Annotated in this window: 11 protein-coding genes; 8 read left to right on the top strand and 3 right to left on the bottom strand. The window is 59.6% G+C overall.

What is annotated here, in order from left to right:
* Positions 1-48 precede the first annotated feature (48 nt).
* The 6 genes from E9954_RS14245 (at position 49) to E9954_RS33495 (ending at position 7,957) form a co-directional block, all read left to right on the top strand.
* Entirely contained in the window at positions 49-1,041 is a 993-nt protein-coding gene (locus tag E9954_RS14245) for a stage II sporulation protein M (RefSeq protein WP_136079819.1), read from the top strand.
* 40 nt (positions 1,042-1,081) lie between these two features.
* Positions 1,082-1,828: an RDD family protein gene (locus E9954_RS14240; RefSeq protein WP_222847181.1), complete on the top strand. Its 747-nt coding sequence runs from the start codon at positions 1,082-1,084 to the stop codon at positions 1,826-1,828.
* 45 nt (positions 1,829-1,873) lie between these two features.
* The gene (locus E9954_RS14235; RefSeq protein ID WP_136079818.1) at positions 1,874-2,404 is read left to right on the top strand and encodes an NUDIX hydrolase; all 531 of its coding nucleotides are present in this window, start codon (positions 1,874-1,876) and stop codon (positions 2,402-2,404) included.
* A gap of 24 nt (positions 2,405-2,428) precedes the next feature.
* The gene (locus tag E9954_RS14230) at positions 2,429-3,907 is read left to right on the top strand and encodes a tetratricopeptide repeat protein (RefSeq protein ID WP_136079817.1); all 1,479 of its coding nucleotides are present in this window, start codon (positions 2,429-2,431) and stop codon (positions 3,905-3,907) included.
* 14 nt (positions 3,908-3,921) lie between these two features.
* Positions 3,922-7,578 carry an SEL1-like repeat protein gene (locus E9954_RS14225; protein WP_168442262.1) on the top strand — a complete coding sequence of 1,219 codons (3,657 nt, stop codon included), beginning with the start codon at positions 3,922-3,924 and terminating at the stop codon, positions 7,576-7,578.
* A gap of 253 nt (positions 7,579-7,831) precedes the next feature.
* On the top strand, positions 7,832-7,957 hold the full coding sequence (locus E9954_RS33495; protein ID WP_281281218.1) for a hypothetical protein: 126 nt from the start codon (positions 7,832-7,834) through the stop codon (positions 7,955-7,957).
* Between the two features lie 6 nt (positions 7,958-7,963).
* Here the strand turns inward: E9954_RS33495 and E9954_RS14220 are convergent, their stop codons facing one another.
* The 3 genes from E9954_RS14220 to lexA all read right to left on the bottom strand — a co-directional run bounded on the left by E9954_RS14220 (position 7,964) and on the right by lexA (position 10,286).
* Positions 7,964-9,274 (bottom strand): DNA polymerase Y family protein, encoded by a 1,311-nt coding sequence (locus tag E9954_RS14220; protein ID WP_136079815.1) that lies wholly within the window; start codon positions 9,272-9,274, stop codon positions 7,964-7,966.
* A 185-nt stretch (positions 9,275-9,459) separates the two neighbouring features.
* Positions 9,460-9,681 carry a hypothetical protein gene (locus E9954_RS14215; RefSeq protein ID WP_136079814.1) on the bottom strand — a complete coding sequence of 74 codons (222 nt, stop codon included), beginning with the start codon at positions 9,679-9,681 and terminating at the stop codon, positions 9,460-9,462.
* Between the two features lie 14 nt (positions 9,682-9,695).
* On the bottom strand, positions 9,696-10,286 hold the full coding sequence (lexA, locus tag E9954_RS14210; RefSeq protein ID WP_136079813.1) for a transcriptional repressor LexA: 591 nt from the start codon (positions 10,284-10,286) through the stop codon (positions 9,696-9,698).
* Positions 10,287-10,476: 190 nt separating this feature from the next.
* Between lexA and E9954_RS14205 the strand changes: the two genes are divergently transcribed.
* Positions 10,477-12,681 carry an NADP-dependent isocitrate dehydrogenase gene (locus E9954_RS14205; protein ID WP_136079812.1) on the top strand — a complete coding sequence of 735 codons (2,205 nt, stop codon included), beginning with the start codon at positions 10,477-10,479 and terminating at the stop codon, positions 12,679-12,681.
* 102 nt (positions 12,682-12,783) lie between these two features.
* Positions 12,784-13,398 (top strand): four helix bundle suffix domain-containing protein, encoded by a 615-nt coding sequence (locus E9954_RS14200; RefSeq protein WP_136079811.1) that lies wholly within the window; start codon positions 12,784-12,786, stop codon positions 13,396-13,398.
* The last annotated feature ends 11 nt before the right edge of the window (positions 13,399-13,409 follow it).

The raw sequence follows: 13,409 nt of genomic DNA, 5'->3' as shown, positions 1-13,409 counted from the left end.
TTCTACAATTCTTCATTCTTAAATCTTAATTCTTCATTTGGAAAACCCATGATCATCAATCTCCAAAGTTTCATTGATAAGGAACAGCCCGTCTGGGATGAGCTGGAGGCGTTGCTGGAACGCATCGGGCGCGAACCGTTTGGTAGCTTTAATCTGGAGGAGCTCAAGCAGTTCCACTATCTGGCCGAACGCACCTCCGCCGACCTCGTCCAGATCCGGGAATTTGTCACCCAGACCGAGCTGCAAACCTATCTCGAATCGCTCGTCTCGCGCGCCTTCGGCGAGATCCAGGAAAAGCAGGCCAACAGCATGCGGTTCCGCCCATTGCACTGGTTCTTCAAGGTCTTCCCGCAAACCTTCCGTCGCCGCGCGCGTTGTTTTTCGCTGGCGCTGGCCATCACCGCGGTCGGTTCGCTCTTTGGCGGCGGGGCGGTCATGTTCGATCCGCAAGCCAAGGCCGCCCTCATGCCCTTCAGCCATCTGCACGGCGATCCAAGCGAGCGCGTGGCCAAGGAGGAAAAGCAGGAAGACGTCAGTATGGAAGGCAAGAGCACCTTCTCGGCCCATCTCATGACGCATAACACGCGCGTGTCGATCCTCCTCATGGCGCTGGGGATTAGCTGGGGGGCCGGAACGATTATTCTGCTGTTCTACAACGGCGTCATTCTTGGTGCGGTGATTGCCGACTACCTGATTGCGGGCGAGGGGGTTTTCCTGACCGGGTGGCTCTTGCCGCATGGCAGCGTGGAAATCCCCGCCATCCTGATTGCCGGGCAGGCCGGGCTGCTCCTGGCCAGTGCAATGGTGGGGTGGGGCAACCGCCTTTCGATGAAGATGCGGCTGCGCGCCATACTGCCGGACATGGTTACGCTGATCGGTGGCGTTGCCTGCCTGTTGGTCTGGGCGGGTTTGGTGGAGTCCTTTTTTTCGCAGGACCACGAACCGGCGCTGCCCTATGCCGTAAAAATCGCCGTCGGCTCGGTCGAGCTGGTGCTGCTGTTCGCTTTTCTCATGTTCAGTGGGCGGGAGGTGCGCGATTAACACCAGGTTCCATACGCTGAATATCCGTACGCCGGAGGGCGTGGTCTTTTCGCTGATGCTCGCCAGTCCGGTCGTCCGCATGCTCGCTTGGATCATCGATATCATGGCCATCAGCATTGTCACCATGATCGTCCGCTTCGTGCTTGCCCTGGCCTTCATCATTAGCCTTGATTTTGTGATGGCGCTCTCGATCATCGTCTATTTCGTGGTTACCGTTGGGTATGGTATTTGCCTGGAATGGTTGTGGAACGGGCAGACCCTGGGCAAACGCCTGTTGCGTCTGCGCGTCGTCGACGAGGGCGGGCACCGCCTGCACTTTAGCCAGATTGTTGTGCGCAACCTGCTGCGTTTTGTCGATTCGCTACCCATGTTCTATTTCGTCGGCGGCGTCACGACGCTCTTCAACGCCAGGGCCCAGCGGTTGGGGGATCTTGCGGCGGGCACCGTCGTGGTGCGTCAGCCCATGATCGCGTCGCCGGATGTCGATCAGCTCGGCGGGATTAAATACAACTCCTTCAAAGACCATCCCTATCTGGAGGCGCGGCTCTGCTCCCTGGTAACGCCCCGCGAAGCCTCGCTCGCGCTCTCCGCCCTCATGCGCCGAAACCAACTCGACCACGCGTCGCGCCTCAAGGTCTTCCGCGAACTGGCGCAGCATTTCAAGGAGCTCGTCCAATTCCCGGCGGAGGTCACCGACGATATCTCCGATGAACAATACATTAGAAACGTAGTCGGCAGCGTCTACCGCCTCAACGAAACCCCCATCCATTCCGGACGGAAAAACTGACGGCCGTCAGTTTTTCCGTCCGGCTGGTTGGTGAAAGGAAGGATCATGCACGAAAAAACAATCTCGAAGAAAACGGTCTATGAGGGGCGCATCCTGAATGTGGATGTGCTGGAGGTGGAGCTGGAGGATGGGCGGACGTCGATCCGCGAGATCGTGCAGCACGGCGTGGCGGTGGCGATTGTTCCCCAGCTGCCGGACGGTCGTTTTGTGTTCATCCGCCAATTCCGCAAGGCGATGGAGCGCATCTGTTTCGAGGTAGTGGCCGGCAATTGCGATCCCGGCGAGGCCGAAGAGGTTTCCGCCGCGCGCGAGTTGCAGGAGGAAACCGGCTATTCCTCCGAATCGCTGGAGCTGCTGGGGCCCATCTATCCGAGTGTCGGCTACTGCACCGAGCGCATCGATATCTATTTCGCCAAACTCTCCCCCGGGCAGGGCGCAACCGCCTTCGATGAAGATGAGCGCATCGAAACCGTCATCCTCTCCGAAGCCGAGATGGACGAGATGATCCGCACCAACCAAATCGCCGACGCCAAAACCCTCGCCGCCTGGATGCTCTACAAGGCCAAGAAGGGGTGAGCCGGGAAGATCGTGGGATTTGCCATGTCTAGATTACTCGTCACATTTTCGATTCTGGTTGTCTTACTCACTGGTTGCGCAACGACGGCAACAAAGAAGTTAATAGATCTGGGGCAAGAAAGCCGAAGGAACGAGATTTCGTCGATAAGGCATCTGGGCTATCTCTATGAAACCGGTGACGGAGTCGAGCAGGACATCGGCAAGGCCATTGCGTGGTATCGCAAGGGAATCGAGGAGGATGATGCCTGGTCGCAATGTAAAATGGGCGAATTGTATCGAGACGGACGAGGCGTTGAACAGAATTTCAAGGTTTCCGCCGATTGGTTTCGTAAGGCTGCGGAACAAGACGATACCCTTGGGGCCTATTTTCTTGGGCGTTGCTTCGAGTATGGACTGGGTGTGGAGATCGATGAGTTCCTTGCTTTTGAATGGTATCATAAAGCCGCTCTTGATGGACACTCTGGCGCCCAGTTCAAGGTCGGGTATTTTTGCGCCAATGGGATTGCGGTTGCCCGGAATGAATTCGAAGCCTCGCATTGGTATGCCTTGGCGGCGGAACAGGGAAGCGCCTCCGCCAAGAACAATCTCGGGCGTTTCTTTGAAAATGCGGAGTATATCGAAAACCATCTCGAGTTGGCGGCCTGCTGGTATGAACAGGCCGCAGAACAGGGAAACGCCGAGGCCCAACGCAACATCGCCATTTGCTATAAACTCGGAACCGGCGTCGAAACCAATTTGCCCAAGGCCATTGAGTGGTATACGAGATCGGCTGCTGGAGGAAATGCAAAAGCTCAATACAGTCTTGCCCAATGCTATCGAAAGGGAATCGGCACGGAAACGAATGCTGTCGAGGCGGTGAAGTGGTTTCGCGAGGCAGCGGAGCGCGGCCACGTTAAAGCGCAATACAACCTTGGATGGGGGTATGCCCATGGCTATGGGATTGAGAAGGATGCGGCCATGGCGATCAAGTGGTATCGTGTTGCGGCGAAACATGGGCATGTGTCGGCCCAGTACAACCTTGCCCAGCGTTATCGTTCTGGTGAGGATGTGGATGTTGATATGGAGCAGGCTGTGTACTGGTATCGCAAAGCGGCCGGTCAGGGGCACGTAAAAGCACAGAATTCACTGGGCTATCGCTATAAGAACGGTGAAGGGGTGGCGCAAAACCATGAACAGGCGGTCTACTGGTTTCGCGAGGCTGCGGAGAAGGGCTATGCGAGCGCGCAGGACAGCCTGGGCGAGTGCTATTACAACGGAGACGGCGTGGAGAAGGACTATGCGCTGGCATTCGAATGGTTTTCCAAGGCGGCGGCGCAGGGCAACAAGTATTCCCAGAACTGGCTTGGGGACATGTATGCCAACGGGCAGGGGGTGGAGCTGGATATGAACACCGCTTACGAATGGTATTCGAAGGCCGCCGCGCAGGGGCACGAGTCCGCTGTTCTGCAACTGGAGTCCATGGGGACGCACCATGGTTTTACCCAGCATGGGAACGCGGAATGAATCGGGGACGTTTAATGAAAGAAGGTTGTTTGGGCGTGGGGTTGTTGCTGTTCGCCTTGGCCAGTTCGGCGGGGATCGATGAGTTTTGGCAGACGGCCGAGCAGGGGGATGCCGAGGCGCAATACCAATTGGGGCTTTGCTACCGTCGGGGGGAAGGAACCGAAACCAATTTCGTGGAGGCGGTGAAATGGTTCCGGTTGGCCGCGGAGCAGCAGCATGCAATGGCGATGTATAGCCTGGGTACACGCTATGCCGAGGGGCAGGGCGTGGAAACAAACCTGCAGCTGGCCATCGAGTGGAAAATGAAGTCCGCCGAGCTGGGGTATGACAAGGCGCAGAATTCCATCGGCTACCATTATGGTGTCGGGGAGGGGGTGGACAAGAATCCGGCCGAGGCCAAGCGCTGGTATGCCCTCGCGGCGGCGCAAAGCAACCGGGTTGCCCAATGCAACCTGGCCGGCTATTACCGGCGTGGCGATGGCGGGGAGGCCAACCATGTCGAGTCGATGCGATGGTACCGCGCCTCGGCCGAGCAGGATTATCCCAAGGCACAATATTATCTGGCACACGGCTACTCGAGAGGGGAAGGCGTTGAAAGGAATGCCGATAAATCCTTTGCCTGGATGTATCGCGCGGCCACCAACGGCTATGCGAACGCGAAATATTCGCTGGGCTATCACTATGAATATGGCAAGGGCACGGCGACCAATCTGCAAGAGGCGGTGAAGTGGTACATGGCGTCCGCCGAAGGCGGAAGCCAATCGGGGCAATATACCTTGGCCAATTGCTACCGTCGGGGACGGGGGGTGGAAACCAATATGGTTGAAGCGGCCCGGTGGTACCGTGCGGCGGCGGAGCAGGGGTATGCCAAGGCGCAGTTTTCGCTGGGCGTTCGCTATGACTATGGCGAGGGCGTTGAAAAGGATGACGTGCTGGCGGCGGAGTGGTATGCCAAGGCCGCGGAACAGGGGCACGTTGATGCCATGTATAATCTGGGGCTTTGCTATCAATATGCCGATGGTGTGGAGGAACATCCGGGGAAGGCCTTTGAATGGCTCCTGAAAGCGGGGGAAAAGGGGTCGTCGTCGGCGCAGGTCAAGGTGGGTTGGTTCCATGAATCTGGATACGGGACAGAGACCAACCTGGCGGCCTCGGTTGAATGGTATTCAAAGGCGGCGGCACAGGGCGATGCCTATGGGCAATACAACATGGGGTGCGCCTACGAGGACGGGCTGGGGGTGCAACCGAACGCCACCAGTGCGTTGGCCTTCCTGCTCAAGGCGGCGGAGCAAGGGCACGCTTCCGCCCAGGTGAAGGTGGGCTATTATCTGGACGAGGGAATTGCCACGAACCGCGATGATTTTGCGGCAGTGGACTGGTACCGGAGGAGCGCAGGGCAGGGCAACCGTTTTGGCGCATACAATCTGGGGCAGTGCTACGAATACGGAGAGGGGGTCGAGGCGGATCCCGTGCAGGCTTTCGAATGGTATCGCAAGGCGACAGAGCTCGGCCACACGACGGCCATGTATGAATTGGCGGTGTGCCATGATCAAGGGTTTGGAACAGCGACCAACCTGCCGGCGGCGATCAAATGGTACACCGCCGCCGCCGAGCAAGGCGTAGCCAGCGCGCAGCAGACCATGGGCTGGCACTGTGAAAAGGGCATTGGCGTGGAGCAGGATTATTCGGAAGCCGGAAGGTGGTATCGGCTGGCGGCAGAGCAGGGGAATCCCACCGCGCAGAACAACCTTGGAGCCATGCTGTGCAACGGATGGCTCGGCGATCCGGATTTCGAGGCAGGCGTGCGGTGGTACATGAAAGCGGCGGAGCAGGGCAATGCGATGGGGCAGTGCAACCTGGCGTGGCGCTACCGGAACGGCGAAGGCGTGGCGACCAATGCGGCCCTGGCGCTGAAGTGGTTCCAGCATTCGGCCAGCAACGGCCATGCGAACGCGCAGAACGAACTTGGCAATACCTATTATTCTGCCAAGGGAGTGGAGCGGGACTATGCCGAGGCGGCGAAGTGGTATGCCGCCGCCGCGGAACAGGGGCATGGCTGGGGGCAGTACAATCTGGGCTGGTGCCTTATCCACGGGCAGGGTGTGGCCACCAACCTCACTGCCGGTTTCTCGAACTATCTGCATGCCGCCGAGCAGGGCGTCGATAGCGCGCAGTATCGGCTGGCCGGTTGCTACGACGATGGTGTTGGGGTTGAAACCAGTCTGACGGAGTCGGTGCGCTGGTATCGCACGGCGGCCGAACACGGCCATGCCGACGCGCAGTATGCCATGGGCTGGCGTTGCCGCAACGGCTACGGAACCGAGACCAATATGCAGGCGGCGCTGGAGTGGTACACCAAGGCCGCCGAACAGGGGTCGGCACTGGCGAAGAACAACATCGGTGCGCTCTATGCCGATGGGGATCTTGGCGAACGTGACTATGCGATGGCGGTCAAGTGGTACCGCGAGGCAGCGGAAGAGGGGTGCGGTCAGGCGCAATATAATCTGGCGGTGCGCTACGAACTCGGGCAGGGCGTGGAGAGCAACGACGCGGCTGCGGTTGAGTGGTACACGAAGGCGGCGGAGGGCGGCTATATCTCCGCCCAGTGCGAAATGGGCGACCGTTGCTATTCCGGGCTCGGCGTGGAAAGCAACGGGGTGCTGGCCGTGGAGTGGTACCGGCTGGCCGCCGAACAGCAATCGGCCGGCGCGCAATACATGCTCGGCATTTGTCATTCCCTGGGCCGGGGCGTTGCGGAGGATGACACCGAAGCCTTCCGCTGGTATCGGCTGGCAGCGGAGCAGGGGCACTTGAAGGCGCGTTACCAGATGGGGGTGGCCTATTATTGGGGCACCGGCATTCGGCGCAACCAGGAGCGGTCGGCGCAACTTTTCCGCCAGACGGCGGAGGAAGGGCTGGCCGATGCGCAAAACGATCTGGGGTGGGCATACGATCATGGGCATGGCGTGGCACGGAATTTGGAAAAAGCGTTCAAGTGGTATTCGCTTGCGGCGGAACAGGGCAAAGCCGCCGCGCAGAACAACCTGGGCGTGGCCTATTTTAACGGCGAGGGCGTGACGCAGGATTATGGCAAGGCGTTCGATCTCTTCATGCAGTCGGCTGCACAGGGCTATGCCGAGGCCATGCGCAATGTGGGGCTGTGCCATGAGCAGGGGCACCATGTTGCAAAAGATTTGGGGCAGGCCTTGGAGTGGTTCCGCAAAGGAGCCGATGCCGGAAGTTCCGGCGCGCTGCTGAAGTTGGGACTCTTCCATGCCAATGGAACCGTGGTGCGGAAGGACATGGCGCAGGCGGCAAGCTGGTTCAGGTTGGCGGCGGAGGGCGGCAACGATGTTGCGCAATGCCGCATGGGCCTGTGCCTCGAGGAGGGTGACGGGGTTGAGAAGAATATTGCCCGTGCCGCAGCGTGGTATGGCAAAGCCGCCGAGCAGGAAAATGCCAATGCCCAGTACCGTCTTGGGCTCTGTTTTCAACGAGGCGACGGCGTTCGGCAGAGCGACCGCAAGGCGGCGAATAATTTCCGCAAGGCCGGCATGCAGGGGCAAAAGGAGGCCCAGTTGGCTCTATCCAAATGCTACCTCAAGGGGCGCGGTGTAACCAAATCCTACCGCGCCGCCTGGCAATGGTTCCTTGCATCGCAGAAAAAATAAGGCCATGGACAAAACCCAATACAACCCCGCAATCCACAACCGCCGTTCGATCCGGCTGAAGGGGCACGACTAGGCGGGCGGCGGCACCTATTTCATTACGGCATGTGCGCATCGCGACGCCGGGGAAATCTTTGCGTCCAAGGAGGTCAGGGAAATGGTTGGCCGCATTTGGGAATCCGTAGGGGCAGGCCTTGTGCCTGCCCAAGAGGGCACCCATGAGGGCGCCCGTACGTGGTGATGCCCGATCATTTCCATGCGTTGGTGCACATTCCCAAGGGCGGGAAATCGTTCGCCGCCGGAAAAGAAAATCCTCGACCGGTTGCTGGCGCGCGGCGACCGCATCGTCTGCTGCCCGGCGGGATGGTGGATGAGCGGGTGAACGGACTCAGATTTTAAGGTTAAGGCGCGGGAGGTAGAGGCGCTGGCGGTCGGTTTCGCCGGGGAGGAGGTTTTGCTTGCGCCAGGGGAGTTCGGTGCGGGCGGTGGCGGGGGTGTCGCGAATCTGCAGGGCGGTGCCGGCGCAGACCTTGTGCTTGCCGAAGCGCGCGTTGATTTCGTCGATGGTCTTGGCGAGCCGGTCGAACCGTTCGATCTTCAGCCGATCGTCGAAGAGGTCGAACTGGGTGCTCTCGGCGGATTCGAGGCGGGTGAGCCAAATCTGGGTGGTGCGGTATTCATGGCCGGGGCGGAACACCTTTTCGAAGAGCTCGCGCACCATCGGCAGCACTTCCTGGGTGGAGTCGGTGGCGCGGTTGAGCCGTGCGCCGAGTCCGAGCTGGTTGTAGTCCTTGAAGCGCAGCGAAACATGGATTTCCTTGGTGCGCTGCTTGTGGCGGCGTAGCTTGATGAAGGCCGATTCGACGTTGCGCACGAGCTTGGCATAAACGAATTCCTTGTCGGCCGAGGGCGTGGTGAAGGTTTTTCCTTTGCCGATGCAGACGTTGGCCGGCTTGGGGTTGGGGGTGACGGGCAGGAGGTTGACGCCGCGCAGCTCGTGCCAGATTTCGAGGCCGGGTTTGCCCAACATTTTCTGCGCCCATGTTGAAGGGCGCAGGACAAAGTCGTAGGCGGTGTGCAGGCCGTGCTTTTGCAACAGGGCAACGGTGTTGCGCCCGAATCCCCAGACCTCCTCGAGCGGAATGCGCTGGAGGAAGAGGTGGATGTGCCGCCCGCGCACGGCGGTGAAGCCGTGCGGCTTGCGGTAGTCGGAGGCAATCTTGCACAGCCCCTTGGAGAGGCTGAGCCCGACCGAGACCGTCAGGTCGAGCTCCTTGCAGATGGTCTCCTGGATTTTTTTCGCGATGTCCGGATAGGACATGTGGTGGAGGCGGCGCAGGCCGGTGATGTCGGCGAAGCCTTCGTCGATGGAATATTCCTCCACCGCGGGCGTGTAGCGCCGCATGATCTCGAACATGCGCTTGGAATAGATGCTGTAGCTTTCGTAGTCGCTCGGCAGCACGACGAGGTCGGGGCATATTTTGCGCGCCTCCCACAGGCCGACGCCGCGTTTGATGCCGAGTGCCTTGGCTTCATAGCTGGCGCAGGCGATGATGCCGCGTTCCTTGCCGCTCACGACCGGGCGGCCTTTCAGGTGCGGGTGCATGGACTGCTCGACCGATGTGAAAAAGGCGTCGCCGTCGATGTGCAATATTGCCTGCGGGAACGAGGCGTTGACGATGGGTTGTTCTTGTTGCATGGACTTGGGGTGGAGAATTCACAGGACTATTGATGACAGGACTATTTTTCCCGCGCTGCCGGGGGAGGAAGGAATAACGACAGGATGATGGAATGACAGGATTATTTTTGCGGGGGGAGGGAGTCATTGTGTCATTCAATGATCCTGTCCAAAATAATCCTCAGTTTTTCCAGGGAATAGTCCTGTTATCCATTGTCCTGTAAAAATCCGATAGTTAGCCGGGTTAACGGATTGTTTGTCCGGCGGCGCATGTAGTTGAGTTTGAGCGGGAGGGACTGGAACTGGATGGTTCGGAATCCCTGTTCGGGTTCGCGGTATTCCCGGGAGGGTGCCTTGGGTCGCCGGTCGCCGAAGTGGGCTTCGAGGCATCCGCTGAGCGAGTTGTAGGTTGTCGTGCGCTGTTTCATGTTTTTCTCCAAAATTATTTAGCGTATTTGCGGACGACGGCCTTGACGATGCCGCCGATGCTGAGGGAGCGTTCGGGGCGCATGCGGGTGTAGGCCGAGTTGGCGGGGTCGAGGTAGACGCCGGTGGCATCCTTCCCGAAATATTTGAGCGTCCATTCGCCGTCGATCTGCGCCACGACGATGTCGTTTTGTTTCGGGACGCCGCCTTTTTCCACCAGCACCAGGTCGCCGGGCTGGATGCCGGCCTCGATCATCGAATCGCCGCTGACGGTTAGCAGATAGGTTGCCTCCGGGCGGCGGACGAGATATTGATCGAGGTTGATGGTATCGACCAGTTCTTCCTCGGCGGGCGAGGGGAAGCCGGCCTGTACGGAGCCGAGCAGCTTGGTGGAGCCGGTGATTTTGGTGGTCAGCACAATGCGGCCATTGGCGCTTTTTTCGAGGTAGCCGAGTTCGAGCAGTTTGTTGACGGGGGCGTAGACGGCGTTCTTGGAGCTGTAGCCGAACAGCTCCGCCATCTCGGCATAGCTCGGCGCCCGCCCCTCCGCCTCGTGGAAGGAGCGGAGCTGGTTGATCTTTTCCGATAAGTCGATTTTGCGGGGCATGAAGTCTCCTGTTGTTGGAAATATAGATAACTGAACGATCGTACAGTTTCAAGGATCTTTTTATCCAAGGATTGGATGATGGCAGGATTTGCTGGGTAAACCGGCGCTCTGTCTTGACATAAAGCCCGCTTTCCCATAGACAAATCGGCTCTGATTTTTGAGACGGCATCTAACTAATGGAAAAAATACTATGAGCGAAAAAGCGAAGATCATCTACACCATCACCGACGAGGCCCCCGCACTGGCGACCCGTTCGCTGCTACCCATCATTGCGGCCTACACCTCGGCCGCCGGTGTTGCGGTTGAAACGCGCGATATTTCCCTGGCCGGGCGCATCCTGGCCGTCTTTCCGGAATGCCTGAGCGACGAGCAGAAGGTCGGCGACGCGCTGACCGAGCTGGGGGAGCTCGCCAAGACGCCGGAAGCCAACATGATCAAGCTGCCGAATATTTCCGCCTCGATCCCGCAGATGAAGGCGGCCATCGCCGAGCTGCAGAAGCTCGGCTACGCGCTGCCCGAATACGACGATCCCGCCGCCCAGCCGAAATACGACAAGATCAAGGGCTCCGCCGTCAACCCGGTGCTGCGCGAAGGCAACTCCGACCGGCGCGCCGCTTCCGCCGTCAAGCAATACGCCAAGAACAACCCGCACCGCATGGGCGCGTGGTCGGCCGATTCCAAGTCGGTTGTCTCCAGCATGTCGGCCAACGATTTCTTCGGTAACGAAAAGTCGGTCACGATTCCCGAAGCCACCAGCGCGACGATTGAACTGGTTGCCGCCGATGGCTCCACGACGGTGCTCAAGGACGGTCTGGCATTGCAGGCTGGCGAAGTGCTCGACGGCACCTTCATGGGCGCCCGTGCGCTGGAGGAGTTCCTGGCCGGGCAGGTCGCCGCCACCAAGAAGGCCGGCACGCTCTTCTCGCTGCATATGAAGGCCACCATGATGAAGGTCTCCGACCCGATCATCTTCGGCCACTGCGTGAAGGTTTTCTATAAAGCCGTGCTCGACCAGCATGCGGACGCGCTGGCCGAGGTTGGGTTCGATGCCAACAACGGCATCGGCGATCTCTATGCCAAGCTCGACAACCTGCCTGCCGACAAGAAGGCGGAGATCGAAGCCGACCTGGCCGCGCTCTACGAAACCGCACCCGACCTGGCCATGGTCGATTCCGACAAGGGCATCACCAACCTGCACGTTCCGTCCGATATCATCATCGACGCCTCCATGCCCGCCGCCATCCGCGCCTCCGGCCAGATGTGGAACAAGGACGGCAAGCAGCAGGACACCAACTTTATCATCCCCGACCGCTGCTATGCCGGCGTCTATGCCGAAACCGTCGACTTCTGCCGGCAGCACGGCGCGTTTGATCCTGCCACCATGGGCACCGTCCCCAACGTCGGCCTCATGGCGCAGAAGGCCGAGGAATACGGCTCGCACGACAAAACCTTCGAAGTGCCCGCCGCCGGAACCGTCCGCGTGGTCGATGCCGAAGGCAACGTGCTGATTGCCCACGAGGTGGGGCAGGGCGACATCTGGCGCGCCTGCCAGGTCAAGGACGCCCCGATCCAGGACTGGGTCAAGCTGGCCGTCAGCCGCGCCCGCGCCACCGGCGTGCCGGCCATCTTCTGGCTCGACGAAAACCGCGCCCACGACGCGCAGCTGATCGAAAAGGTGAACACCTATCTCAAGGATCACGACACCGAAGGGCTCGACATCCAGATTCTTCCGCCGGTCGAAGCCACCCGCGTTTCGCTCGAGCGCGCCAAGGCCGGGCAGGATACCATCTCCGTCACCGGCAACGTGCTGCGCGACTACCTGACCGACCTCTTCCCGATCCTCGAGCTCGGCACCAGCGCCAAGATGCTCTCGATCGTTCCGCTGATGAACGGCGGGGGGCTCTTCGAAACCGGCGCCGGCGGCTCCGCGCCCAAGCACGTCCAGCAGTTCGAAAAGGAAAACCACCTGCGCTGGGATTCGCTCGGCGAATTCCTCGCCCTCGGCGTTTCGCTCGAACACCTCGCCAACGTCTTCGGCAACGAAAAGGCACAGATCCTCGCCGACACGCTCGACGCGGCCAACGCCAAGTTCCTCGAGGAAAACAAGTCGCCGTCGCGCAAGGTCAACGAGCTCGACAACCGCGGTAGCCACTTCTACCTCGCGCTCTACTGGGCCGAGGCCCTCGCCGCGCAGGACGCCGATGCCGACCTCAAGGCGCGCTTCGCCAAGCTGGCCGAAGCACTGGAAGCCAACGAGGACAAGATTGTTGCCGAGCTGATCGACTGCCAGGGCGCGGCCATGGACATCGGCGGCTACTACCGCCCGAACGACGCCCTCGCCAACGCCGCCATGCGCCCCAGCGAAACGTTCAACACGGTGCTGGCTGCGCTGTAGATTTGCTTTGTTTCCAGTTCTTGATCTGGTTCACTTCCCGTGTTGAACGGACAGAAGTGACAAAACCGTCTGATTTCAGGTGGTTCAAGACTGGTTTGGGGCATGGAAGAAAAGCGGCATGTATTGAGTTCCGATTCGTCGGAACGGATTTTCGGGAAGCATAGCGGTTTCCGAAAGCTGAGGGCGTATCAACTTGCGGAGCTGTGCTATGATTTCACCTGCCGGTTTTGCGAGTTGTATATCCCGCCGAAGGATCGGCACCATGACCAGATGGTGCAGGCGGCGCGAAGCGGTTTCCAGAATATCCGTGAAGGCAGCGAGCTGAGTGCCACAACCAAGAAGCTGGAATTGAATCTGACCAATGTTGCGCGTGGTAGTTTGGGGGAGTTGCATAAGGACTATAAGAAATATCTGGAGCGCAAACATCTTCCATTATGGGAAACGGAGAATGCGACCCTGTTCGGCGAAGCGCGGAACCTGCGTCCCGAGAGTTTGGCGGAGGCCGCTGGCTGGATAAACCGGTCGGATCGGCAACAGAGCCGCGAGGAGCGGGCGGCGAACCTCGGTGCAGTGCTTTCAGCCCAGGCGCATTATCTGGTTGAAAAGCTTTTGGCTCGGCAGGCTGAGGATTTTGAGTCGGACGGAGGCTTTTCTGATCGGCTTTACAAGGCTAGAACAAACCATAGACAAAATGGACAGAACGGGAAAGGCGAATAAACGGGTTATGT

It is taken from the genome of Pontiella desulfatans (assembly GCF_900890425.1).
GTDB lineage: Bacteria > Verrucomicrobiota > Kiritimatiellia > Kiritimatiellales > Pontiellaceae > Pontiella > Pontiella desulfatans.
The sequence above is the reverse complement of the archived record's forward strand: the minus strand, read 5'-3'. Positions and strand labels throughout refer to the sequence as shown.